Source organism: Nonomuraea sp. NPDC049419, assembly GCF_040676995.1.
GTDB lineage: Bacteria > Actinomycetota > Actinomycetes > Streptosporangiales > Streptosporangiaceae > Nonomuraea > Nonomuraea salmonea.
Genome location: NZ_JBFAQB010000006.1, coordinates 194,419 through 218,519 on the forward strand (window position 1 = coordinate 194,419; position 24,101 = coordinate 218,519).

23 protein-coding genes are annotated in these 24,101 nt (G+C 72.2%); 13 read left to right on the top strand and 10 right to left on the bottom strand.

The features are described 5' to 3' along the window. The first annotated feature begins 4 nt into the window (after window positions 1-4). The 4 genes from AB0K12_RS20570 to AB0K12_RS20585 are packed head-to-tail and all read left to right on the top strand — an operon-like array spanning window position 5 to window position 7,460. Window positions 5-1,531, top strand: coding sequence for an ABC transporter substrate-binding protein (locus tag AB0K12_RS20570; RefSeq protein WP_364563220.1), 1,527 nt, complete (start codon window positions 5-7; stop codon window positions 1,529-1,531). Beyond that, window positions 1,531-2,484, top strand: a complete 954-nt coding sequence (locus AB0K12_RS20575; RefSeq protein ID WP_364563222.1) for an ABC transporter permease — start codon at window positions 1,531-1,533, stop codon at window positions 2,482-2,484. The genes AB0K12_RS20570 and AB0K12_RS20575 overlap by 1 nt, the downstream gene beginning before the upstream one ends. After that, the gene (locus tag AB0K12_RS20580) at window positions 2,471-4,945 is read left to right on the top strand and encodes an ATP-binding cassette domain-containing protein (protein WP_364563225.1); all 2,475 of its coding nucleotides are present in this window, start codon (window positions 2,471-2,473) and stop codon (window positions 4,943-4,945) included. Before AB0K12_RS20575 ends, AB0K12_RS20580 begins: the two co-directional genes overlap by 14 nt. Then, window positions 4,935-7,460 (top strand): methyltransferase, encoded by a 2,526-nt coding sequence (locus AB0K12_RS20585; RefSeq protein WP_364563228.1) that lies wholly within the window; start codon window positions 4,935-4,937, stop codon window positions 7,458-7,460. Before AB0K12_RS20580 ends, AB0K12_RS20585 begins: the two co-directional genes overlap by 11 nt. 56 nt (window positions 7,461-7,516) lie before the next feature. On the opposite strand, the gene AB0K12_RS20590 is transcribed toward AB0K12_RS20585, so the two are convergent. The 3 genes from AB0K12_RS20590 to AB0K12_RS20600 are packed head-to-tail and all read right to left on the bottom strand — an operon-like array spanning window position 7,517 to window position 11,561. After that, on the bottom strand, window positions 7,517-8,467 hold the full coding sequence (locus tag AB0K12_RS20590) for an NAD(P)/FAD-dependent oxidoreductase (protein ID WP_364563231.1): 951 nt from the start codon (window positions 8,465-8,467) through the stop codon (window positions 7,517-7,519). Between the two features lie 32 nt (window positions 8,468-8,499). Continuing rightward, window positions 8,500-9,585: a saccharopine dehydrogenase NADP-binding domain-containing protein gene (locus tag AB0K12_RS20595; RefSeq protein WP_364563234.1), complete on the bottom strand. Its 1,086-nt coding sequence runs from the start codon at window positions 9,583-9,585 to the stop codon at window positions 8,500-8,502. After that, complete coding sequence (locus AB0K12_RS20600) at window positions 9,582-11,561, bottom strand: phosphopantetheine-binding protein (RefSeq protein ID WP_364563237.1); 1,980 nt, start codon at window positions 11,559-11,561, stop codon at window positions 9,582-9,584. The genes AB0K12_RS20595 and AB0K12_RS20600 overlap by 4 nt, the downstream gene beginning before the upstream one ends. 890 nt (window positions 11,562-12,451) lie before the next feature. On the opposite strand from AB0K12_RS20600, the gene AB0K12_RS20605 reads away from it, so the two are divergent. From AB0K12_RS20605 to AB0K12_RS20615, 3 genes are read left to right on the top strand one after another with little or no spacing between them, the layout of a single operon-like run. Beyond that, window positions 12,452-12,844 (top strand): metalloregulator ArsR/SmtB family transcription factor, encoded by a 393-nt coding sequence (locus tag AB0K12_RS20605; RefSeq protein WP_364563240.1) that lies wholly within the window; start codon window positions 12,452-12,454, stop codon window positions 12,842-12,844. Beyond that, window positions 12,844-13,935, top strand: a complete 1,092-nt coding sequence (arsB, locus tag AB0K12_RS20610; RefSeq protein WP_364563950.1) for an ACR3 family arsenite efflux transporter — start codon at window positions 12,844-12,846, stop codon at window positions 13,933-13,935. The genes AB0K12_RS20605 and arsB overlap by 1 nt, the downstream gene beginning before the upstream one ends. Further along, complete coding sequence (locus tag AB0K12_RS20615; protein ID WP_364563243.1) at window positions 13,928-14,332, top strand: arsenate reductase ArsC; 405 nt, start codon at window positions 13,928-13,930, stop codon at window positions 14,330-14,332. The genes arsB and AB0K12_RS20615 overlap by 8 nt, the downstream gene beginning before the upstream one ends. Before the next feature lie 44 nt (window positions 14,333-14,376). Here the strand turns inward: AB0K12_RS20615 and AB0K12_RS20620 are convergent, their stop codons facing one another. Continuing rightward, a complete protein-coding gene (locus AB0K12_RS20620; protein WP_364563246.1) occupies window positions 14,377-15,324 on the bottom strand; it encodes a WYL domain-containing protein in 948 nt (315 codons plus the stop codon). Between the two features lie 108 nt (window positions 15,325-15,432). On the opposite strand from AB0K12_RS20620, the gene AB0K12_RS20625 reads away from it, so the two are divergent. After that, entirely contained in the window at window positions 15,433-16,377 is a 945-nt protein-coding gene (locus tag AB0K12_RS20625; RefSeq protein WP_364563249.1) for an alpha/beta hydrolase, read from the top strand. Between the two features lie 94 nt (window positions 16,378-16,471). Here the strand turns inward: AB0K12_RS20625 and AB0K12_RS20630 are convergent, their stop codons facing one another. Further along, window positions 16,472-17,389, bottom strand: coding sequence for a sulfite exporter TauE/SafE family protein (locus AB0K12_RS20630; protein WP_364563251.1), 918 nt, complete (start codon window positions 17,387-17,389; stop codon window positions 16,472-16,474). Between the two features lie 380 nt (window positions 17,390-17,769). Here AB0K12_RS20630 and AB0K12_RS20635 point away from each other — a divergent pair, with 380 nt between their 5' ends. Further along, window positions 17,770-18,153, top strand: a complete 384-nt coding sequence (locus tag AB0K12_RS20635; RefSeq protein ID WP_364563254.1) for a DUF202 domain-containing protein — start codon at window positions 17,770-17,772, stop codon at window positions 18,151-18,153. Continuing rightward, entirely contained in the window at window positions 18,150-18,548 is a 399-nt protein-coding gene (locus AB0K12_RS20640; RefSeq protein WP_364563257.1) for a DUF202 domain-containing protein, read from the top strand. The genes AB0K12_RS20635 and AB0K12_RS20640 overlap by 4 nt, the downstream gene beginning before the upstream one ends. A gap of 258 nt (window positions 18,549-18,806) precedes the next feature. Here AB0K12_RS20640 and AB0K12_RS20645 read toward each other — a convergent pair whose 3' ends face one another. The 3 genes from AB0K12_RS20645 to AB0K12_RS20655 all read right to left on the bottom strand — a co-directional run bounded on the left by AB0K12_RS20645 (window position 18,807) and on the right by AB0K12_RS20655 (window position 20,856). Next, entirely contained in the window at window positions 18,807-19,223 is a 417-nt protein-coding gene (locus AB0K12_RS20645) for a PPOX class F420-dependent oxidoreductase (protein WP_364563952.1), read from the bottom strand. A gap of 813 nt (window positions 19,224-20,036) precedes the next feature. After that, the gene (locus AB0K12_RS20650) at window positions 20,037-20,528 is read right to left on the bottom strand and encodes a GNAT family protein (protein WP_364563260.1); all 492 of its coding nucleotides are present in this window, start codon (window positions 20,526-20,528) and stop codon (window positions 20,037-20,039) included. A 148-nt stretch (window positions 20,529-20,676) separates the two neighbouring features. Continuing rightward, entirely contained in the window at window positions 20,677-20,856 is a 180-nt protein-coding gene (locus AB0K12_RS20655) for a hypothetical protein (protein ID WP_364563263.1), read from the bottom strand. Window positions 20,857-20,970: 114 nt separating this feature from the next. On the opposite strand from AB0K12_RS20655, the gene AB0K12_RS20660 reads away from it, so the two are divergent. Together AB0K12_RS20660 and AB0K12_RS20665 are read left to right on the top strand one after the other, a co-directional pair. Next, window positions 20,971-22,176, top strand: a complete 1,206-nt coding sequence (locus AB0K12_RS20660) for a sensor histidine kinase (RefSeq protein WP_364563265.1) — start codon at window positions 20,971-20,973, stop codon at window positions 22,174-22,176. After that, window positions 22,173-22,799, top strand: a complete 627-nt coding sequence (locus AB0K12_RS20665) for a response regulator transcription factor (RefSeq protein ID WP_364563268.1) — start codon at window positions 22,173-22,175, stop codon at window positions 22,797-22,799. The genes AB0K12_RS20660 and AB0K12_RS20665 overlap by 4 nt, the downstream gene beginning before the upstream one ends. Window positions 22,800-22,836: 37 nt before the next feature. On the opposite strand, the gene AB0K12_RS20670 is transcribed toward AB0K12_RS20665, so the two are convergent. Continuing rightward, a complete protein-coding gene (locus AB0K12_RS20670; RefSeq protein WP_364563271.1) occupies window positions 22,837-23,193 on the bottom strand; it encodes a hypothetical protein in 357 nt (118 codons plus the stop codon). Between the two features lie 141 nt (window positions 23,194-23,334). Then, window positions 23,335-23,724, bottom strand: coding sequence for a hypothetical protein (locus AB0K12_RS20675; protein WP_364563274.1), 390 nt, complete (start codon window positions 23,722-23,724; stop codon window positions 23,335-23,337). 194 nt (window positions 23,725-23,918) lie between these two features. Between AB0K12_RS20675 and AB0K12_RS20680 the strand changes: the two genes are divergently transcribed. Next, a complete protein-coding gene (locus tag AB0K12_RS20680; RefSeq protein WP_364563277.1) occupies window positions 23,919-24,074 on the top strand; it encodes a hypothetical protein in 156 nt (51 codons plus the stop codon). Window positions 24,075-24,101: the final 27 nt, after the last annotated feature.

Genomic DNA, 24,101 nt, shown 5'->3' on the forward strand with positions numbered 1-24,101 from the left:
TTTGATGATCTCCCTGCCCGCACGCCTCGGCGCTCTCGCGCTCGGTCTGGCCATGGTGACGGCCGGATGCGGCGGCGATGCCGGCGGCTCCGCCGCCCCGGCGGGTCAGACCGTCCAGACGCTGCGGTACGTCGCGGTCGGCGCCCCCGCCACCGCGATCTACGATCCGCACGGCGGAGTCGGCAACCAGTCCGACCTGACCCGCTTCGCCCTGATGTATGACGTCCTGGCGACCCTCCAGCCGGACGGCACCCTGGAGCCGCGGCTGGCCACCTCCTTCGAGGCCGACGACAAGCTCACGACGTGGACGATCCGGCTGCGCCAAGGCGTGACCTTCACCGACGGCCGGCCCGTGCGGGCGGCGGACGTGCTGTTCTCGCTGCGCCGCATCGCGGACAAGGCCGCCGAGAACTTCGGCCGGATGGCGATGTTCGACATGGACGCCTCCCGGGTCGTGGACGAGCACACCCTCGAACTCGTCACCGTCAAGCCGTACGCCGAGGTGCCGCGGGCGCTGGCGTCGTTCACGTTCGTGGTCCCCAAGGGCACCACCGCGTTCGACCGCCCCGTGACCGGCTCCGGCCCGTACCGGATGACCGGCGGGAACGCGCAGCGGGCCATGCTCGAACGCAACGACCGGTGGTGGGGCGACCCGCCGCCGACGCCGCGGATCGAGCTCATGGCCGTACCGGACCCGCAGGCCCGCGCCCAGGCGGTGATCTCCGGTCAGGCGGACGTGGCGAGCAGCGTCAGCCCCGCCGCCGTCCGCCAGGTTTCGGGGAACCCGAACCTGAAGGTCGTGCACCGCCCGGCCGTCACCATGTACCCGTTCGTGATGCGGCTGGATCGCAAGCCGTTCGACGATCCCCGCGTGCGTGAGGCGATCAAACTCGCGACCGACCGCCAGGAACTGCTGGACAAGGTCTTCCTGGGGTACGGGAAGCTCGGCAACGACCTGCTGACCCCGGCCGATCCCTCCAGCCCGACCGGCGTGCCGCAGCGGGCGAGGGACGTCGCCCGCGCCAAGGAACTGCTCAAGGAGGCCGGACACGCCGACGGCCTGGTCCTGGAGCTGGCCACCACCACCTCCTACCCGGGGATGGACACCGCCGCCACGCTGTTCGCCGGCCAGCTCGGCGAGGCCGGCATCACCGTGCGGGTGACCACCGAGCCGCCGGACACCTACTGGACGAAGGTGTTCGCCCAGAGCGGCTTCTACACCGGCTTCTTCGGCGGCATCCCGTTCACCGACGTCGCCCGCGTCTCCCTGCTCAGCGACTCCCCCACCAACGAGACCGCCTGGCACCGCCCCGAGTGGGACGCCGGCTACGACGAGGCGATGGCGATCGAGGACGAGACGCGCCGGCGGGAGGCTCTCGGAAAGCTCCAGAGCGAACTGCGTGAGGAGGGCGGATACGTGGTGTGGGGTCTCGGCGACGGCCTCGACCTGGCCTCGTCGCGCGTCTCCGGCCTGCCTGACGGACCCGGGTTCGACCTGGCCTTCATCGAGCAGGTCCGGCTGGACGGGTGATGACACGCGTCGCCGGTGTGGCGCTGGCACGGGCGCTGGTCCTGCTCGTCGCGGTGTCGGTGCTGGTGTTCTGCGCGACGGAGCTGCTGCCCTCGGACGCGGCGCAGAGCCGTACCGGGGGCCGGGCCGGCGCCGAGCAGCTCGAACGGCTGCGGGCCGAGCTCGGGCTGGACGTTCCCGCCTGGCAGCGCTATCTGTCCTGGCTGGCGGGGCTGTGCCGGGGCGTGGCGGGCACCTCGCTCGTCACCGACCGGCCGGTCGCCCAGATCGTCGCCGAGCGGCTGCCCGCCACGCTCACCCTGGCGGGCTGTGCGCTGGCGGTGGCCGTTCCGCTGACGCTGCTGCTGGCCTGGCTGGTCGGCACGGCGGCGCCGCGATGGCGCGAGCCGCTGTCGACCGTGGTGACGGCGGTGGCGGCGGTCCCGCAGGTGGTGTTCGCGACCGGCCTGATCGTCGTGTTCGCCGTGGTGCTGGGCTGGTTGCCGCCGGTGTCGCTGCTGCCCGCCGCGGACGCGCCGGTGTTCGACGTGGAGCGGCTGACGCTCCCGGCGCTCTCGCTCGGGGTGCCGGCCGCCGCGTTCGGCGCGGGACTGCTCGGCGGCGCGGTCGCCGACACGGTGCGGCGCCCGCACGTACGGGACGCGGTGGCGCGCGGCCTGCCGCGCCACCGGGTGGCGCTGCGGCACGTGGCGCCCTTCCTGCTGGCTCCGGCCGTGCGGGTGCTGGCCATGACGGGGGGCGCGCTGGTCGCGGCGACCGCGGTGATCGAGATGATGTTCGGCTACGCCGGCCTGGGAGAGCTGCTGGTCAGCTCGATCGGCACCCGTGACACCCCCGTGGTGCAGGCCGTGGCGATGCTCGCCGCCGTGGTGGTGCTGACCGGGTCGGCGGTCGCGGACGTGCTCGCCGCGTGGTCGGATCAGGAACGGGGAGGCGTCCGTGCGCCGGCGTGACGGGACGGCCACGGGACTGGCCACGGGACTGGCCGCGGCACTGGCGGCGGTGACCGTGCTGGCGGCTGTGTGCGGCGGTGCTTTCGCGCCGCACGATCCGGCCGCGTCGATCGGCATGCCGTGGGCGCCGCCCGGCGCCGCCTGGCCGCTCGGCACCGATGCGGCCGGGCGTGACGTGCTGTCGCGCGTGCTGGCGGGGGGCCGCGACCTCACGCTGACGGCGCTGGTCGCGGCCACGACGGCCGCTCTCGCGGGCGTCGCGGGCGGGCTGGTCGCCGGCTGGGCGGGCGGGCGGACCGGGCGGTGGCTGACGGCGCTGGCCGACCTGTTGCTGGCCGCGCCGTTCATGCTGACGGCGCTGGTGCTCGCCGTCGCCCTGCCGGCGCCGGCCGCCGTGGTCGCCGGCACGGTGTGCGGCGGCGCACCGCTGGGCCTGCGCATGGTGCGCGACCTGGTCCGGCAGGCCCGCCACACCGGCTACGTTGAGGCGGCCCGCTGCCGCGGCGAGACGGCCGTCTCGATCGTCGCGCGGGAGATCCTGCCGTCGGTCGCGGGGCTGGCCTCGGCGGACGTGGTGCTCCGCTTCGTCATGGCGGTGCAGCTGGCCGCCGCCTTCGGCATGCTCGGCCTGGGGCCGCAGCCGCCGGCGCCCGACTGGGGATCGATGCTGCGGGAGAACCTGCCGGGCGCGACGCTCAATCCGGCGGCCCTGGTGGCCCCGGCCGCCGCGCTCACCGTGCTCGCCCTGGCGTCCCTGCTGCTGTCGGCCGCGCTCGGCTCCTCGCCCGGCCCGCGCACCGTGCCCCGGGCCGGGCGCGACAGTCCCTCCGTGCCCGGCAGGCACGACCTCTCCGTGCCCGCCAGGCACGACGGCCCCTCCGCGTCCCGGGCCGGGCGGACGGCCGGGGACGCCGTGCTGGAGGTCGCGGGGCTCACCGTCGCCGACGGCCGCGGGCGGCCGATCGTCACGCGAGGCGCCCTGCACGCCGGTCCCGGAGAGGTCGTCGCGATCACGGGCCCGTCCGGCGGCGGGAAGACCACGCTCGTCCGGGCCGCGCTCGACGTCCTCGGTCCCGGGCTGCGCAGGACGGACGGCGTCGTCACCTGGCGCGGGAGCCCGGTACGCCCCGGGCGGGCCGCGCGACGCTGGCGCAGGGGGCACGCCGGCCTGCTCGACCAGGACCCGGCCGGCTCCCTGAATCCGCTGCTCGGCGTGGGCGCCCTGGTCGGTGAGGACCGTTCTCGCCGGCCGGCAGACGTGCGGGCCATGCTGACGGCGCTCGGCCTGGACGCCGACCGGCTGTGGCACCGCCGGCCCCACCAGCTGTCCGGCGGCCAGGCTCAGCGGGTGGCGCTCGCCCGCGCCCTGCTCGGCGAACCCGGCCTGCTGGTGCTGGACGAGCCCACCAGCGGGCTCGACCCCGCCGCCCTCGACCTGGTCGTCCAGGCCATCGGACGGCGCCGCGCCGACGGCCGGTCGGTGACCCTCGTGATCTCCCACGACGAGGAGTTCGTGTCCCGCGTCGCCGACCGCGTCCTGACCATCGGCGCACCGCCCGCGAGCCGCCCGTCGACCACGGGCTCTGCCCCGGCTCCCGCACCCGTAGGCGTGCGGCACGCGACGGGCCTCGACCCGGGTCCCTCGATCGCCGGAGTTCCGGACACCACGGAGCGCGCCCCCGCTCTCTCGTCCATCGTCGTGCCGGACATCGCGGCCCCCGGCTCCGCTCTCCTGGCCGCGCGACCCGCTCGCGGCGAGCAGCCGCTGCTCCGGACGCAGGGGGTGCGGCTGGCGCGAGGCGGCGAGACGCTGCTGGCCGGCGCCGGGCTGACCCTGTGTCCGGGCGAGCTGGTCGCGATCCTCGGGCCGTCCGGCGCCGGGAAGAGCACCCTGCTGCGCGCGCTGGCCGGCCTGCTGCCTCCCGAGGCGGGCGGCCTGTGGTCCGGCGGGCTTCCCCTCGCCTGGCCGCTGGACCGGCGGCCCCGTACGGCGCTGCGGGCCGTGCAGCTCGTCGGCCAGGACCCGGCCGGGGCGCTCAATCCCGCCCACCGCGTGGCGACGGCGCTCGCCCGGCCCGCGCGCGTCCTTCGCCGGCTCCCCCGCGCCCACGCCTACGCCGAAGTGCCGCGGCTGCTCCGGCAGGTCGGGCTCGACCCGGCCGTGGCCGCCCGCAGACCGGGGGAACTGTCCGGCGGGCAGCGACAGCGGGTGGCGCTCGCCCGCGCGCTCGCCGCCGGCCCCACCGTGCTGCTCGCCGACGAGATCACCTCAGCGCTGGACGGCGTGACCGCCGCCAGGCTGCTGGGCCTGCTGGAACGCCTGCGCGCCGGCGGCCTGGCCGTGTTGCTGGTCACGCATGACCGCGAGGTCGCGGCCCGCGCCGACCGCGTGCTGTACCTGGCGGGCCACCGGCTGTCCCCTGAAGCCATCGGAACGGAGACCCACACCCGTGCACCCTGATCCGGAATCCCCGCTCGCCGAAGCGGCCCTGACCCTGCTCGCCCACCCTTGGATCGGCGAAGCCCGGCCGGGCGCCGGCGGTCGCCTGCACGTCCGCCCCGACCACTCCGCCCTGACCATCCGGCCCGTCGGCGGCCTGGTCACCGAGTACCTGGAACACTGGGGCGAGGTCTACGACTGGACCTACACGCACGACGACGCCCGGCACTCCCCCGACCTGGACCTGTCCGGCTGGCGCGCATCCGACACGGGCCGCCCGCTGCCCGTCGCCCACATGCGCGAGTGGATCGATCACACCGTCGACCTGGTGCTCGGCACCGGTCCGCGCTGGATCCTGGAACTCGGCAGCGGCACGGGGCTGCTGATGCACCGCCTGCTCGATCGCGTCGAGGGCTACGTGGGCACCGATGTCTCGGCCGCCGCCGTCGCCGCCCTGCGTGCCCGCGGCCTTCCCCGGACCGCGATCGTGCGGGCGGCGGCCCACGAGGCGACCACCCCCGCGGTCCGCGCCGCGCTCGAGGAGATCGGCGCGCCCGGAGGCCGTCCCGACTGCGTGGTGCTGAACTCCGTCACCCAGTGCTTCCCCGGCGTGGACTACCTGCGGGTGGTGCTGGGCGACGTGATGGGACTGGTCGCGCCGGGCGGCTCGGTGATCGTCGGTGACGTCCGCGACTCCCGGCTGCTGCACGCCTATGCCCGCTGGGTGGAGGAAGCCACCGCCCCGTCCACCGCCGCCGGCGAGATCGCGCGGCGGGCCGCGGACCGTGCCGCCCGCGACGAGGAATTGCTGTTCGACCCGCCGCTACTGGCGCGGCTGGCCGCGGACCTGGCCCGGGACAGCGGGCGGACCGCCCGGTTGCGGGTCCATCCCAAGACCATGACCGACGACACGGAGCTGACCCGTTACCGCTTCGACGCGGTGCTGCGGGTGGACGCCGGCCCGCCTCCCGTGCCGAAGGAGGTCGACTGGACGTCGCTGCCCGGCGACGACCGTCTCGGCGCGCTGACGGCCCTGCTGTCGGGTGAGCCGGTGCACGTGCGCGGCATCCCCAACGCCGTGCTCGGGCGCGATCGGCCGGGAGCGGTGGCGCCGTCCCGGCTGCGGGCCGCGGCCGGTCCCGGCGCCGCGGTGGTGGCGGATCCCGGCGACCCGGCGACGCTGGGCGTGGCCGGCCCGGCCGACGCGGCGGCCCGGCCGGTGCAAGAGCTTGTGGGCGGGACGGCGCACGACCCGTTCATCGCGTTCACCCGCCGCAGGCTCCAGGAGATCTCGCGTTCCGTCCTGCGCCGGTCGGTGCCCTCCCACCGCGACATCGCCGTCGTGGTCGAGCCACCCGCCACCGGCATCGGCGAGGACCGGGACGAGGATCAGGACGGGGACGGGGACGCGGAGATACGGCGACGCGCCGCCGCGCGCGCCGCCGAGGCGGTCGCGAACGTGGACGCCGCGCGGCTGCCGGGCTTCCTGCGCCGGCTGGACGAGGCGGCGTTGCTGGCGATGGCGTGCACCCTGCGTCCGGCCGGATTGATCAGGGACGGCGCCACGGCCGGCGAGATCATGGACGCGCTGAAGGTGGCTGAGCGGCACGGGTGGATCCTGCGCCGCTGGCTGGAGGCGCTCACGCGCGAAGGGCTGCTGCGTCGCGACGCGCAGGGCCGCTTCCACGGGTTGCGCAAGGTGCGCAGGGACGAGGTCGTCGCGGCGGGCCGGGGCTTGGAGGCCGACGGCGCCGCGATCGGCTATCCGGCGGAAACGACCCGGTTCCTGCTGGCCGCCATGAACCGGCTGCCGGAACTGCTGCGCGACGAGGTGCCGGCGCAGGCGCTGCTGTTCGCCGGCGACGACATGAGCACGGCCGATGGCGCGTACCGGGAGAACACCGTCAACCGCTACCTCAACGCCGCCGCCGGAGAGACGTTGCGCTGGGCGGCCGGACGACGGGCGGAGCCGCTGCGGGTGCTGGAGCTGGGCGCGGGGGTCGGTGGCACGACGGTGGACGCGCTGCGGGCGCTGACCGGCCAGGACATCGACTACCTGTTCACCGACGTGTCGCGCTATTTCCTGTCACTGGGGCAGGAACGTTTCGGTGACCGGCCCGGGGTGCGGTTCGCGCTCTTCGACATCAACGCCGGCCCGGCCGGCCAGGGCGTGCCGCCAGGCTCTCAGGACGTGCTGCTGTCGGCGAACGTGCTCCACAACGCCCGCCACGCACCGGACGCGGTCGCCGCACTCGGCCGGTCGCTGGCGCCGGGCGGCCTGTTCGTCTTCGTGGAGACCTGCCGGGAGATGCCCGCCATCCTGACCTCGATGCAGTTCCTGATGTCGCCGCGAACCGGCGGGCCGCGGCTCTATCCCGGCGATCCGCGCGACGCCGGGGACCGGGTGTTCCTCACCCGCGAGGAATGGCTCAAGGTGCTGCGCGAGGCGGGCCTGGACCCGATGTTCACGCTGCCGGGCGATGATCACCCGCTCGCCGCCACCGGGTTGCACCTGTTCGTGGCCCGCCGGAGGTGAGCCGGTACGGTGGCCGGAGCCTGGAGCTCCGGCCACCACACCAGGTCAGGACGGGGTCAGGACGGGGTCAGGCCGAGGTCGGAGCGGAACAGGTCGCCGTCCATCCACACCGCCGCGCGCACCCCGTCCGCGGCGCCCAGCGAGACCAGCGTGGGAGCGTCCGGGACGGCGGGAAGTTTGGCGGTGTCACCCGCCGCCGCTACGCCCGGCACCGTGGTCTCCTGCAGCTCGTTCACCCGGACGGTCCCGTCGGCGTTGAGCTCGCAGCCCAGCTCGGCGGCGAGCGCCGAGTGCTGCCGGGTGGGCGCACGGTGGTAGAGGTCCTGGCGGGCCAGCGTGCTGCCGTCGGCGAAGTGCAGCTCCAGGGCGCCTGGCTCGCCCGTCACCCGGACGATCGGGGTGTCGATCACCCGGACGCCCTGCTCGCCGAACTTGGTGGCGAGCACAGGGGGCAGCTCCAGCGGGCCGTGCGTGCACAGGACCACGTCGTCGCTGAACCGGTCGGCGACGTACAGCGCGAGCGAGGTCTCCGCGGGGACGCGCGTGATCACGGCCAGGGACCGGTCGCGCGTCTCCCAGCCGTGGCAGAACGGGCAGTGGTAGACGCCGCGCCCGAACCGCTCCTTCAGCCCTTCGATGGGGTACGGCTCGTCCACCTGCCCGGTGGCCAGGACGAGCCGCCGCGCCCGCATGACCGCTCCATCGTCGAGCTCGACCTCGAAGTCGTCCTTCTTGCCGCGGGCCGACCGCACGGCTCCCCGCCGGAGCTCCACGGACGGATAGGCCGCCAGCTCCGCTCTGCCGAGCTCCAGCAGCCGCGCGGGCGGGAACCCGTCACGGCTCAGATACATGTGCATCTCGGAGGCCGGCGCGTTGCGCACGTCGCCCCCGTCGATCACCAGGACCCGCCGTCGCTGCCGTCCGAAGACCAGGGCGGCGCTCAGCCCCGCGGGGCCGCCGCCGGCCACGATCACGTCGTATCTCGTCTGGCTCTTACCGTTGATCATCTTCATCCTTCATGCTCGGAAAAGGAGGGGCGCTAGCGGATCTCGGCCTGCGTCACGAGCGGGTCTCCGGCCAGCCGGGCGAAGACGGCGGCCGCGTCCAGGCATTCGGCGGCGGACCAGGCGCCCGGCTTGACCCGGCCGCCCAGCACCTCGCCGGTGGCGATGGCCGCGACGACGCCGCTGAGCGCGTACGAGTCCGGCGTCCGCAGGATCAGGCGGCGCGGCGCCGTGCTCTGTGCGGGTTCTGGGGCGGGCCCTGGGGCGGGCACTGCCTGGAAGAGCAGCGTGTAGTACGGGCCGGTGGCGGCGAGGTCGGCCTCGGCCGCCGCCACGACCGAGGGGACGTGCTCCTCGATGGGCGCGTCGTCCGCCCATGCCGCCGCCAGTGCCCGGGGGATGGCGTCGGTGACGTACACGGTGTAGTTGCGCACCTCCGCGACGTCCAGCTCGGTGGCGAGTCCGGCGACCTCGGCCGACAGGAACGGCCAGGCGTGCACCCGCCCGGCGAAGCCGGGCAACGTCACCTCGTGCAGGGGGGCCAGGGCACCGGGTGCGGTCCGTCCGTCCCGCCAGGCCGCGAGGGCGGTGCCGAAGCGCGGGCCCCGGGTCAGCAGCACGTCCACCGCCGACAAGGCGCTGATGCGGGCGGCGCCTCCGACGTAGCCGTCCAGCCGGGCCAGGGGTCCGGTCGCCAGCAGGCGCGGCAGCAGCCCGGACAGCCCCGGCATCACCCCGGCCGAGAACACCGCCGCCCGCTCGGCGAGTTCCGGCGGCGCGGCGGACTCCAAGGCGCCGATGGCCGTCACGTCCCCGCCGGCGTCGACGTAGTCCGCCCCTGCCGCCAGCGCGGCCCGTGCCACGGTGTCGAGCACCTGGTAGGACGGCCCGGCGCAGTTGACCACGACCCGGCAGCCCGCGCAGAAGGCGCGCAGTTCATCGGGGTCGCGCAGGTCCACCCGCCGGGGAACGGCCGCGCCCGGCGTCGCGTGGCAGACGGCGCGCACCCGGTCGATGTCCCGCCCGCCGATGCGCAGCTCACCAAGGCCCTCGCCGGCCAGCCGGTCCACGGCCACCCGGCCCACCGTTCCCGCGCCGCCGAGGACGCCGATCACCGTCATGGCCGCGCGTCCGCCAGGCGCGCCCGGACCGCCGCCGCCACGCCCGCCACCGTGGGGGCGTTGAGGACCTCGCGCACGCTTGGCGCGCCGCCCGTTTCCTTGGCGATCCGGGCCAGGGTGCGGACCACCAGCAGCGAGTCGCCGCCGAGGGAGAAGAAGCCGGCGCCCCGGTCGAGCACGGGGACGCCGAGAACCTCCTCCCAGACCGCGCAGATCCGCTGTTCGAGCTCGTCGACCGGCGGACCGTCACCGTGGTCGGCATCGGGTTCCGGCAGCCGGTCCAGCGTCAGGCCGGGCACGGGCTCGGCAGCCGCCGCGGCGGGCAGGCCGACGACCTGGTCCCAGCCCGCCTCGTCGGCCAGCGTCTCGACCAGCGCCAGCAGGTCGGCGAAGGCGGCGTCCACCTGCTCGGTGTCGAACAGCTCCTTCACCAGCGAGAAGACGAGGACCAGCTCGTCGCGCAGCTCGTAGAAGCGGGCCTCCAGCGCCACCTGCGGGGTGCGCAGCTGCTGGTGGAAGTCGTCGAAGTTCAGATCGCCCAGCGGTCCCGCGGACTCCGCCTGCGCGCCGATCGCCGCGTCCATGCCGAGGGTGCTCTGGAAGACCACGGGTGCGACCGGCCGGGTGGTGGCACGCCGCCGGGCCAGCTCCCGTGACACCTCCACGCCGGAGACCAGGTTGTGCGCCGCGTGCTCGGTGAAGGTCCGCTGGGTCTCCGCCGCCAGTTCGGCGAACGTACGGCCCCGCGCCGGCTCCAGCGGGATCAGCATCGTGGTGGCGAACGCGCCGATGACGCGATGGATGTCGGGATGCAACGGCAACCTGTTGAGCTGCAGGGAGTTGAGCAGCATCCGCCGGTGACCGGCCCAGCGGGCGAGCACCACGGAGAAGGCGGTCAGCATCGCGGCGGACGGCGTGACCTCCCGGCGGGCGCACTGGTCGCGCAGCGCCGCCCAGCGGTCCGCCGCCACGTGGTTCTCCAGGGTCTCCATGGTGCTGGCCCGCACGTCCAGGGGGTCGGCGCGCAGCGGCAGGGCGGGCGGGCGCGGCACGTCGCCGAGCCGTGCGTGCCACCAGTCGCGGTCCGCGGCGTACGGCTCGCTGTCACGCAGCCGGCCGAGCGAGGTCACGTAGTCGCCGAAGTCGACGTCCAGCGGGGCGAGGACGGCGTTCCAATCGGCGGCCAGGGTGAGCAGTTCGCGGTTGAGGAGGGTCGCCGACCAGCCGTCCATGATGAGCAGGCTCTCGCCGGTGTGCAGCCGCCCTCGATCGCCGGGCAGGAGGCTGAGCCGGATGTCCAGGCCCGGTCCGTGCAGCGGGTTCGGCCCGGTGGTGCGCATCTCGTGCCGGACGGCCAGCAGGTGCGCCTGCACCTCCTGCGGGCCGGCCGCGCGCAGGTCGTACACGCGGGGCCGCGGGATCGCGCCGGGCGCGTCGGGCGCGAGGACGTACTGCTCTCCCTGCGGGGTGATCCGTGCCCGCAGCATCGGCTGGTGCAGGGCCAGCCGCGCCAGCGCGTCCTCCAGCGCCTCCGGGGCCTCGTCGCCGTCCAGGCCGGCGAGCCCGAAGTCGGCGTAGAAGTGCGCCGACTCGTACGACAGCTCCCAGCCGTCGTGCTGCCCGACGAAGTATCCCTGCTGGAGCGGCATCAGCGGGAACGGCGCCGACGGGTCCGCACGACGCTCGATCTCCACCGGCAGGGCGCGTTGTGCTCCGTTCCCGCGGGCCCTGCGCCGGCGAATCGCTTCCGCGAGCCGGGCCAAGGTGATCTCCACCGTCACGTCCGACAGCGCCAGCTCCACCGCCATCCGCCTGCGGACCATGGCCGACATGCGTACGGCCAGGACCGAGTCGCCGCCCAGCCGCAGGAATGCGGCGTCGGCAGGAATCTCCTCGGGGTCCACGTCGAGCAACTCTCCCCAGATCCGGCTCAGCTCGGCTTCGAGGTCGTCATGCGGGGCGTGGGACAAGGACATGCCATCTCCGATCAACCGGTCTTCATGGAAGGACGACGCGCGGGCAGGCCCGCCGTCCGTCCATCGGTGCCCCGCCAGAATAGATGCGAACGATAATCATTTCTATAGCGATGGACGGTTTGCGGCGATCATGGCACTATGACAATGGTTGTCGTTCTTGGTGCAGGAGGCTCCATCTCGGAACACGTCCTTCAGGGCGCCGTCCTTGATCCGCAGACCTTCAACCGCTTGATCGGCTGTCAGGCCGGCTTCGCCAGGGGCACCTCGGCGGCCGGCGGCAAGGAGGCGACGACGGCCGGGTTGAGGTCGCCCCAGAGCAGGGCGCGGGCGCGCGCGGCCGGCGCGAGCGTGAGGGCTCGCCGGGGGCGGTGACGATGCGCCTGCCGCTGATCACCGCCACCGGCTCCCGCTCGATGATCAGCGGGACGTAGTCGCAGGTCAGTGCGGCCAGCACGCGTTCTCCGGCTGGCCGGGCCACCGCGAACCGGCGCGTCCCGGCGACCTGCCGGGACGGGAACGACTACTCCTGGGAGTGCCACCGGAATACGGCGGAAACGGGCGGCGCTCCTGATCGCCCGTCGTTGAACTCCTGACTTCACGCCGTTCAGTGATGGTTTCGGGGGATTGGGTGGCGTCGATCAATCGGCCCGAGAGGCGTTGATCGTGAGCCTGTTGTGGAGCCGGATCGAAGCCGCCTCCTCGGGAGCCGGGCTCGGAGCGCGACGTGTCGATGCGCGGCCGCCACCACGGCCTCTGGCGCGATGTGATGCTGATCGAACGCCGCAGCGCCACGGCCGGCTGAGAGCAGGATCACGTACCCAGCGGGCAGAGACACATGTCAATATAGACATCCACCTATTTCGATGAGTGTCTATACGGAAGGGCAGTGGATGGAACTGCTGGACATCCTGGAGTGCAGCCCGCCGCTGACCCGCGAGCCGCTGGACGCCGAGCAGGCGGCCGGGGTGGCGCGCGTGTTCAAGGCGCTGGGCGACCCGGTACGGCTGCGCATCCTGTCGATCGTGGCCAGCCGCGCCGGAGGCGAGGTCTGCGTGTGCGACATCACCGACGCCTTCGACCTGTCCCAGCCCACCATCAGCCACCATCTCAAGGTGCTCAAAGAGGTCGGGCTGCTGACCTCCGAGCGGCGCGCCTCCTGGGTGTACTACCGGCTGGTGCCCGAAACGCTGGCTGAGCTGTCGGCCCTGCTGACCCTGCCCGCCGGTGGGCCCACCGGCGAAGCCGCCGGCCTGCCGGCCGGTGCGGCGGCGGTGCCGCGATGATGTCGGCTCAACCCGCACAGGCCGCCGCGCCTCCGGCCGGCGTGATCGGTGCTCTGTCGGTGCTGGATCGGTTCCTGCCGGTGTGGATCATCGCGGCCATGGGCGCAGGGCTGCTGCTCGGGCGGTTGGTGCCCGGCCTGGACACCGCGCTGGACGCCGTCAAGATCGGGGAGATCTCGCTGCCGATCGCGCTCGGCCTGCTGCTGATGATGTACCCGGTGCTGGCCAAGGTCCGCTACGACCGGCTCGGCACCGTCACCGGCGACCGCCGCCTGCTGATCTCCTCGCTCCTGCTCAACTGGGTGCTCGGCCCGGCACTGATGTTCGCGCTGGCCTGGATCTTCCTGCCCGACCTGCCCGAGTACCGCACCGGCCTGATCATCGTCGGACTCGCCCGCTGCATCGCCATGGTGCTCATCTGGAACGACCTGGCCTGCGGCAACCGGGAAGCCGCCGCCGTCCTGGTCGCGCTCAACTCCATCTTCCAGGTGATCGCCTTCGGCGCGCTGGGTTGGTTCTACCTCCAGGTGCTGCCCGGCTGGCTCGGCCTGTCCCAGGCCGCTCTCGACGTCTCGGCCTTCGACATCGCCTTCTACGTGCTCGTCTTCCTCGGCATCCCGCTCGCCGCCGGCTACGCCTCCCGCAAGCTCGGCGAGCGCGCCCGCGGCCGCACCTGGTACGAGCAGCGCTTCCTGCCGCGCATCGGCCCGATCGCCCTGTACGGCCTGCTGTTCACCATCGTCATCCTGTTCGCCCTGCAAGGCCGCACCATCACCTCCCAGCCCGGCGACGTCGCCCGCATCGCGCTGCCGCTGCTGGCCTACTTCGCCCTCATGTGGGGCGGCGGCTTCCTGACCGGCAAGGCGATCGGCCTGCCGTACGACAAGACGACCACACTCGCCTTCACCGCCGCCGGCAACAACTTCGAACTCGCGATCGCCGTGGCGGTCGGCGTCTTCGGCGTCACCTCCGGCCAAGCCCTGGCCGGCGTGGTCGGCCCGCTCATCGAAGTTCCCGTCCTGGTCGCCCTGGTCTACGTCAGCCTGGCCGGCCGCCGCCTGTTCACCCCCGAGGAGCCCGCCCGTGCCTGACAAGCCGTCCGTCCTGTTCGTCTGCGTCCACAACGCCGGCCGCTCCCAGATGGCCGCCGGATGGCTCACCCACCTGGCCGGCGACCGGATCGAAGTCCGCTCGGCCGGGTCGGAACCCGCCGGGCAGGTCAACCCGGTCGCGGTGGAAGCGATGCGAGAGGTCGGTATCGACATCACCGCCGCCCACCCCAAGGTCCTCACGGCCGACGCGGTCGAGGCCTCCGACGTGGTGATCACCATGGGCTGCGGCGACGCCTGCCCGATCTTCCCCGGCAAGCGGTATGAGGATTGGAAGCTCGACGATCCGGCGGGGCAGGGCATCGAAGCCGTCCGCCTGATCCGGGACGACATCCGTTCGCGCGTGGAGCAATTGCTCGGCGAACTGCCGCCTGACTGACCTGCCTCCACCGACGGGTTCAGGCCGGGACCGTCGGGGTTGTCTCAGCCGTATCGCTCGACGAGCGCGTTGCCGATCAAGGTGAGGTGGTCCCGCACACCAGGTGGGCCGGTCACTTCGAGCCATTCGACCAGTCCGGCCAGCTCGCCCGCGAGCGCGTACTCGTTGTAGCCGCGGATCACGACCTCGATGCGGCCGTCGATCGTGGGACCTCCGACCTCGAGCCGGTCCCCAAGCGTCATGCGGAGCTTGCCGATCCCTTCGGGAGCGCACACGGCCTGGACTTCAAGAGGTGTTCGCCTTCGGTCGACCTCGTCGGCGATCTCCCTCCAGCTCTCAGCGAGGTCGAACCCCTCGGGTCGGTGCACGGGATCGCCGGTCGGCTCGACGGATGACACGCGGTCGATCCGGAACGTCCGTCGACCGGCGTCGGTGTGCGTGACGAGGTACCACGTCGGTCCTTTGGCGACGACGCCGAGCGGGTGGACGATCCGCTCGGTTCCTGAGCCGTCGCCGTCGACGTAGCCGAGCCGAGTCTGGACGCCACGGATCACCGCGTCCTGGACGTCGTCGAGGAGCGGCGGGGGTGGGTACTCGACCCGGCTCACACCCCATCGATGCGGATCCACCAGCCTCGACGACGCCGCCGCCTGTGCTGGTACGCGGAAGGGCTCCGGCAAGGCTTGGACGAGCTTGCGCAGAGCGGCCTTCGCGGCCGGGTCCGCCGCCGCGGCCGGGCCGGCCACCAGGAACAGCGCCCTGGCCTCCCGAGCGGTCAGCCCGGTCAGGTCGGTACGGGCGCCGCCCACGAGCCGCCAGCCACCTCCCCGGCCCCGCGCGGAGTACACGGGGACCCCTGCCATGGCCAGAGCGTCGAGGTCACGGCGGGCGGTCCGCTCGGAAACCTCTAGCTCCCGGGCGACCTCCGCTGCTGTCACCCGCTCGCGCCGTTGCAGCAGGAGAAGGACGGCCACCAGCCGGTCGGTTCGCACGCCGACAACACTTGCACAAAAAACCGGTCATGAGGTGACCGGTTCCGGTTGCCAAGATGGCCACATCTCCGCCGCCCGATCACCCCGAGAAGACAGACAGGAAACGCGATGTTCAATCCAACCGATTTTCCCCAGCCCACGCTTATACCGGTCAACGGCGTGGAACTCGAAGTCTTCGAAGCGGGCCGAGAAAACGCGGGAAAACCCATCGTGCTCTGCCACGGCTGGCCGGAGCACGCCTTCTCCTGGCGTTACCAGATGCCCGCCCTCGCCGCAGCCGGCTACCACGTCATCGCACCGAACCAGCGGGGTTACGGCAACTCGTCCTGCCCGGCCGAAGTGACGGACTACGACATCGAACACCTGTCAGGTGACCTCGTCGCGCTCCTCGACCACTATGGATACGAAGACGCCGCCTTTGCCGGCCATGACTGGGGGGCGTTCGTCGTCTGGGGACTGACGCTGTTGCATCCCGACCGTGTGAACAAGGTGATCAACCTGAGCCTGCCGTACCAGGCGCGGGGAGAGAAACCCTGGATCGAGTTCATGGAAGACACGTTCGGCGGCGACTTCTACTTCGTCCACTTCAACCGGCGGCCGGGCGTCGCGGACGCCGTGTTCGAAGACCACACCTTCCAGTTCCTCCGCAACCTGTACCGGAAGAACGAGCCCCCCGGGGAGCCTCAGCCGGGCATGGCGCTGATCGATCTCGCCCGAGCGGAAACACCCCGCGGTGAGCCCATCATGAGCGACGGCGAACTGGCCGTCCTCGTCTCCGCCTTCGAATCATCGGGATTCACCGGCGGCATCAACTGGTACCGGAACCTCGACCGCAACTGGCACCTGCTGGCCGACGTGGACCCGATCATCCGGCAGCCCGCACTCATGATCTATGGCGACAGGGATGTGGTCGCACGGGCTGAGAACCTGGCGGAGTTCGTGCCCGACGTGGAGGTGGTCAGCCTTGACTGCGGTCACTGGATCCAGCAGGAGAAGCCGGAAGAAACGAACCAGGCGATGGTGAAGTGGCTGGAACGGCAGGATGCCCCCTGAGCACGACATGACCGGCCCGCGTCCGGGAAGTGGCCGTCCCGCTCGACGGCGCAGACGTGCATGACCTCTGCGCAACCCCGGGCGGGCTCGGCGTTCAGCCCGGACGGCTGGCCGGGGCGGGTGCCGCAGTGGCTTGCTCCTCCAGTCCTGGGCGGCCGCGGCGCAGGACGTACCAGCAGACCGTGGCTGTCGCTGTGGCGCCGCACAGGATCCACGCGGTGGCCTGGTTGCTCACCTCCAGCAGCTTCAGGGCGGAGGCGAGCAGGACCACGGCGAGCATGGCGCGGATGACGGCGCCGGGGGCGCGGGAGGAGATCCGGGCGCCGAGGTAGACGCCGGGGATGGAGCCGAGGATGAGAGAGGTGGTGAGGTGGAGCTGGAAGTCGCCGTAGAGAAGGTGGCCGACGGCGGCGGCGGCGACCATGGGGACGGCCTGGACCAGGTCGGTGCCGACGAGCTGGTTGGCCTTCAGCGTGGGATAGAGGGCGAGCAGCGCGACGATGATCAGGGAGCCGGCGCCGACCGAGGAGATGCCGACGGTCGCTCCTCCGATCATGCCGACGAGCAGGGTGGGGATCGGGCGCAGGGAGATCTGCGCGATGTCGGCTTCGGCTCCGGACCGTTCCCGTACGGCGAGGAAGGCCTTGGCGACCAGGCCGGCCACGGCCAGCAGCAGGGCGACGCCGAGGGCGTACTTCACAGCCTGCTGGGCAGCGGCCTCGGTGTCGAAGGCGCGGGCCAGGAACACTCCGCAGAACGCGGCGGGAACCGATCCGGCGCAGAGCCAGGCGACCAGGCGCAGGTTGACGGTTCCGTGACGCAGGTGCACGTAGCCGCCGATGGGTTTCATGACGGCCGAGGCGACCAGGTCACTGGAGATGGCGGCCAGCGGCGGCACGTTGAAGAACAGCATCATCATGGGGGTCATCAGGGCGCCGCCGCCCATCCCGGTGAGGCCGACGATCACCGCGACCAGGAAAGAGCCGGCCAGGAGAGGGAAGTCGACGATCACGCGAACTGCCTCCTGCGGACCAGAGGCGTGCGGCGGGCGTGTCTTCTGCGTTTGAGCGGTGATGGCCGGCGATGACGCGGGGCAGGCGCCAGACCGTGCAGGAGCGCGAAGGAGATGGCCATCCAGGATCCTTACCGTGAGTAATGAGCAACTACTCTCAGTAGCTGGATGTGATGCTTGTGCATCAAGTGGCCGCAGAGACAGATGCTTGTCGCCCCCGCGCGCCCACCTGGCGCAAAGCAGTCCATTACCGTCCGCCCCACCGAGCCCGCCGGCGACATTTTCCAGCCGGACCGGCCGGCGCCGGGGCCCTGCCGCCCGTCTCGCCCGGCGCCTCTTACACCTGGACAAATGACTGCGTTCAGTTATCTATTGATTACATGGAGAATACAGCTTCAGCCCCCGCCCCCGGCCACAACGCCACCCCCACCGACGCCGAACCCGATGTCCGCTTCACCTTCGCCAACGAACGCACGTTCCTGGCCTGGAGCCGCACCGCCCTCGCCCTGTTGATCGCGGGACTGGCGATCGTGCAGGTCTTACCCCCTTTCCCCGGCCTGCCCGGCGCGCGGCGCATGCTCGCGGTGCCCCTGATCGCATTAGGTGCGCTCCTGCCCGGCGGCGCCTACCTCGAGTGGCGGCGCAACCAGCACGCCATGCGCCACGGCCACCGCCTGCCACGTTCCCTGCTGCCCCGCATCCTCGTCATCATCATCACAGCGGTCGCGCTGCTCGCCGCCCTCGTCGTCCTGCGCGGCTCATGACCCCCGAGCCTCGCCGGCGCCATGGCGGCACCCCCGGCCGAGATCCAGGCCTGGCCCCCGAACGCACGCATCTGGCCTGGATCAGGACGACCGTGTCCCTGCTGGCCCTGGGCGCCGCCGTCATCAAGGCCGTACCACCCGTGGGCCTGATCATCCTGCTTCTGGGCGTCTCGTGCTGGCTGCTGAGCCGCCACCACCGGCCGTCCCTGCGCTCGGGTGATCACCATCAGCACCGCCCGCTGCGAGCGCTGGCCACCGCCCTCACGCTCGCCTCGCTCATCACCCTCGTCTCGATCCTGCTGACCAGCCGATCGCCCGCGCTCCCCCTCCTGCCGGCGCACCGGCCCCAGGGTCCCTCGATGCCCTCTCCCTCCTCGACCGTTCCGCCTCGCTGACCCGACAGCAGCGGAACCTGCGCCCTTCGCTCCCGCCCCGGCCCTGCGACTGGCGGCGGGAGCGCTCCGCCGATGCCTGCTCTGACGAAGTGCGCCGCGCCGACGACAGCCCGGCCGCCACTCCGCCACTGCAGCGCCCGCAACGCCAGGCCGCCCGCCCAACCGGCACGGACCACGATCACGTCCCGCGCGTCCACACGTGGTCCCGCCATTTTCACTGTTCCGGCCGGCCTTGTCCCCAGCCCGGGATGCGGGGTCCTACTCGGTGATGCCGCCGTAGGCGATGACCTTGGTGGGGCGGAGCCGGACGACGACCTCGCCGGGCACCCCGTTGCGCCTGCCGAACTCCTCCGCCTGGTCCGGGCCCACATACCGGGCGGCGGCCTGGGTGGCGACATCCAGGAGCTCGTCCAGGTCCTCGCTCAAAGTCACCTCGCCGCGAGCCTCGACGTAGGCGAAGGGCGGGGCATCGTCATCGACGCACAGCGCCGCGCGCGGATCACGCCGCAGGTGGCGGGCCTTGGCCGTTTCACCGTTGGTGGTGAAGGCGAAGTCCTCGCCGTCGAAGACGTACCAGACGGGCGTGACGTGGGGAGCGCCGTCGGCTCCCAATGTCGCGAATTTCCCGGTACGCGCGCCGCGCGTGACGAACTCGTGCCACTCCCGGGTCGTCATGGTGTGCACAGATGTCTGCCTTTCAATGTTCGCCCGAACGGGCCTCGCAAGGCGTGTCGCCGTTGCCATGGCCTGCGGGCAGCGAGTCACGGACGAGTTCATAGAGTGCGAGACCAGGTCCTTCGGCGAGCGACGTCATCATGCGTCTCCCCCGCCGCCGTTCCCCTCACTCCGCCACCGGCGTTACCAGCGAGCCGATTCGTACACTTCGGCCCCTACCCTCCTGATGACGCATTCGCGTCAGAAGCGGTCATGCGTCAGCAAAGGACCTCCATACGCGCGCCAGAAGCGGCACTCTGGCACCGCAACCGGCCGTTCGATCACCCGAGCACGCCCATCCCGGCAGACAGCACCCGACTCCGGGTGTCCCCTGGCGACTATGAGCTGTCCGCCCCTGACGAGCCGATGTGCCGGAAGCAAGCTCATCCCGGACGAGCGCCGCGGATCTCACCGTCCGTGACGGCGATGCAGCCCTGACGCGACACCCTCCGCCCTGAGATCCGGAACGCCCCCACGACCGCAGGTGGCTCAGCCCGGCCCCCCGCGTACGAGGCGTCGTGGCAGGCGCTGTCGCCGCGGCACCACGACCCGCAGCGCCGCGGCCGGTGACACGGGCCGATCGATCATCAGCCCCGCGGCGGCTCCCCCCGTGCGTCCGCGTGCCATGAGCGGCAGGCACCAACCTGGCCGGCCGTCTTCGAGCCTGTTCCGGCGCCCGTCCGGGCGCCGGGTACGGCCCCGAGCGGTGGTCTTCGTGTGGGGTCGGATCGTTCGTCCGGGGTTCGTCGGCGTGGCGTCAAGGCGGAGGAGCGGTCAGGTGACGATTGCCCAGACCTGGACATCGCGATGTTCGCCGTTGAAGGCGAAGGACTTGCGGTGAGTGCCCTCGTGGGTGAAGCCGAGGCGCTGGGCAGTGGCGATGCTGTGGGCGTTGCGCGGGTCGCACAGCCACTCGACACGGGTCATGCCGCGCACGTCGAGCGCCCAGTCGATGAGGATCCGGCAGGCCCGGGTGATCAGGCCCCTGCCGCGCGCCTCCGGGGCGAGCCAGACGCCGATTTCGCACACTCCCTGCTCGGCGTCGAACGTCCGGTACAGCACGCCGCCCTGCAACTCACCCGACACGTACACGCCGAAGATGCGGCCGCTGTCGGCCGCCTGGCGGTCGGCGTAGCTCTGCAGGAGGGCGCGGGCGGTGTCCTCGTCGAGGATGGTGTAGGCCCACGGAATCCAGGGCTTGAGCGCGTCTCGGACCCGCTCGACGTACGCGGCGAACTCCGCCGCCTGCCACGGCTCCAGACCCACGCATAAGCCCCAGGCTCAGCCGGCCGCACCCGCGAAGACCTCGACGCCGCCCCGCACCCGAGGCCGCGTCGTCGGCCGTCCTCGCGCCCTGACCCCAAACAGATCGCCGACGCCCGCATCCTGCTCATCGCCGGACGAATCCGAAGCCCTAGCCGCGTCCGGTGAACAGGCCGCGCACGACCCACAGGCCGCCGAGCACCACGGCGCCGGCGATGAGGAAGGTCATCATGGCCGTCTCGGCGACGCCGAGCATGGCCAGCAGGCCGACGGCCAGGCCGTAGACGACGGACAGGGCGACGAGGATCCGTGCGGAGAGTTTCGCGTTCATGGCCGGTGAGTCTTCCCGAGCACGACGGCACGCCGACAGTCACCGGAGGACGGGACCCCGATTCCGACGACAGTCGGATACCCGGCGAAGACACCGCCGGTCCATACTGGCGGGATGGCTGGCAGCGCCCTCACAGCTCCGGTCGATCCCGGACGGGACGACTGGCACCGGACCGTTCCCGGCTGGCATCTCGCCTTCGCCGTGTTCGCCCTGCTCACCGCCGGTCTCATCATGATGGGCGACCCAGGCCCGCCCACCGCCGAGCGGCCCGCCGCCCTGGTCGTCCTCGCACTGCTGTGCGGCTGGTACGCCGTCACCGGCGCCCGCGCACTCCACCGCGCCCAGGGCCGGCTGGGTGTCGTCTACCTGGCCGGCGCTCTCCCCCTGTCGGCGGCCCTGTGGGCCGCGGCGCCGTCCGGCCCGCTGATGTCGTTCATGCTGTACCCGCACATCTGGGCGCTGCTGCCGCTGCGCAGAGCCATCCCCGTGACGGTCGCGAGCGTGGCGTCGATGGCCGCCGTCATGATCGTCCGCAGTGACGCGTACGGGCAGGAGCCGGCCTCGGTGCTCCTGATGGCGGCGGTGGCGCTGCTGACCGCCCTCGTGCTCGGCGTCTGGATCACCCGGATCATCGAGCAGAGCCGGCAGCGGGCCAGGCTCGTCGAAGAGCTGGCCGCAGCGCGGACCCAACTGGCCGAGGTCAGCAGGGAGGCGGGGGTGCTGGCCGAGCGGGAGCGGCTGGCGAGGGAGATCCACGACACGCTCGCACAGGGCTTCACCAGTGTCCTGCTCCTGATCGAAGCGGCCAAGGCCGGCACCTGCGAGCACGACCAAGCCGCCCGCGGCCACCTCGAACAGGCCCGCCGCACCGCCATCGACAACCTGGCCGAAGCCCGGGCCCTGGTCGCGGCGCTGCCGCCGCCCCAGCTCCGCGACTCCTCCCTCCCGGACGCGCTGCGCGGGCTCACCGAGCGGTTCGCGGCGGAGACCGCGCTCGACGTCGTCTTCACGGTGACCGGCACACCCCGCAGGCTCACCCCCAACGAGGAAGTGGTGCTGTTACGCGTCACCCAGGAAGCCCTGGCCAACGTCCGCAAGCACGCGTCCGGCGCGGCCCGGGTGGAGGGCGTGCTGGCGTACGGGGACGCCAGCGTGACCCTGCGCATCGGCGACGACGGCCACGGCTTCGACCCCCGCGAACCCGGCACCGGGTACGGCATCGGCGGTATGCGCGAGCGCGTCACCGAGATCGGCGGCACGCTGACCGTCGGCCCCAACCCGCCCTCCGGAACCGTGGTGCGGGTGGAGCTGCCGTCGTGACCGTACGCGTGCTCATCGTCGACGACCACCCCATAGTCCGGCAGGGGCTGTGCGCCGTGCTGGCCGCCCAGCAGGGCCTCACGGTGGTCGCCGAGTGCGGCACCGGCGAGGAGGCGGTCGAGCTGGCGGCGGCCGTCGAGCCCGACGTGGTGCTGATGGACCTGCGGCTGCCCGGCATGGGCGGCGTCGAGGCGACCCGGCAGATCGTCGCGGCCGGGACCGCGAAGGCGATCGTCGTCCTCACCACCTACGACTCCGACGGCGACATCCTGCGTGCCGTCGCGGCGGGCGCCACCGGCTACCTGCTGAAGGACACCTCGGCGGAACAACTGGTCGCCGGCATCCGCACGGCCGCGACGGGCGGCACCGTGCTCGCCGCCCCGGTCGCGGCCAAGCTGGCCACCCGCATGCGCGGCGAGACCCCCTCCCTCACGCCCCGGGAGATCCAGGTGCTGGAGTGCGCGGCCCGCGGCCTGTCAAACCCGGAGACCGGCCGCGAACTGTTCATCAGCGAGGCGACCGTGAAAAGCCACATGATGCGCATCTTCGACAAGCTAAGCGTCACCGACCGCACCGCCGCCGTCACCACCGCCATCGCCCGCGGCATCCTCACCCCGCCCTGACCTATAGGAGGCGTTCGGCGGCCGGTTCCAATGGCCCTCAGAAAGTCGCAGAGAATGTCGACGCCCACTTGACCTTGCAATTCCCGAAGGTCGACATCGAAGTCGATCTCGGTCTCCGCCAGAACCAGAAGATCGCGAGCACCCCCGGAACGGGCCAGACCCGCAACGACACCGTCTCAGCCTCAGGCGTGCGCGCGAACACTTCGGCGGCGGTGGGCAGCGGCCCTACGGTGTCGCCCTGCGAGTACTGCCACTGCCACCCGCATGCTCTGACGAGGTCCAGAACGGTCTGCCAGTCCTCAACCGTGGCGTCCGGAACGAAGAGGTCCGGCAGCGCGCCCATCGAGTCGGGATCGAAGAAGTCCTTGGCCTCGCCCCACCGGAGATCCGTCATGCCGCCATGCCGCCATGCCGCCTGGTGACGGAAGCCCGCCGCAGCTCGATTGCGTCCGCGACATCCCTTGAGCTCGGAGCTGCCTTGGGATTCGAGCCCCAGGCCCCTTCATGACGAGAATGAGTCAGTGACGTCGGGCGGTCAGGCGTCGGGGTCGACTTCGGGGTGGGTGAACCGCACGGGCTTGCCCAGCGACCGGGCGTAGCCGATCTCGGCTCGGGTGCTGTCTCCGATGTAGTCGCCGACGACGAGCACCTCGTCAGCGAGCCGGATCTTCGCTCGGTGCAGATCGTCGAGTCGCACCTTGAGCGCCTCGGCCGCAACAGGATCGGACCAGAGCTCGTGCGACGACTTCATGTCGCAACCCGGCTTGACGACGATCTTCCCGGCCACGGTCTCCCGCACGTCGGCCTCGCTCATCTCGGGCATGAAACGAGTGGAGCCGCAGATCACGACGATAGGCGGAAGGCTCAGCTGCTTCTTCGCGTCGGCGAGTTTCTCCTCGGCGGTGTGCGGACGCGTGGATGACACTGATTCCTCCTGCTGGTGCCTGCGGAGACGAGAACGACGGCGTCCGAGATCGTCTCATGGCGAACGACGTGGGCAGCGACCACCTCGGTGTGGAGCGGCCACCTGGCAGTCGGCGGTCCACCGGCGTCGAGGTAGGCGTTCCTCGCTCGCTTCGCATCGGCGAAAATGCGGAACCCCTCTGTTCGAGGAGCACCATGAAAATGCTCGCGAAGCGTCTGAGTGTCGTCGCGCTGGCCGGTGTGATCGCCGCCGCCCTCATCCCGGGTGCGGCCGGCGCCACGGTCACATCAGCGGGGCATGAGGAGTATGTCGCGTCCTACCCGCTGACGTCGGCAGGCTTCATGTCCTGAAGGTCCGCCGGCAAGCTGTGGGGCGGG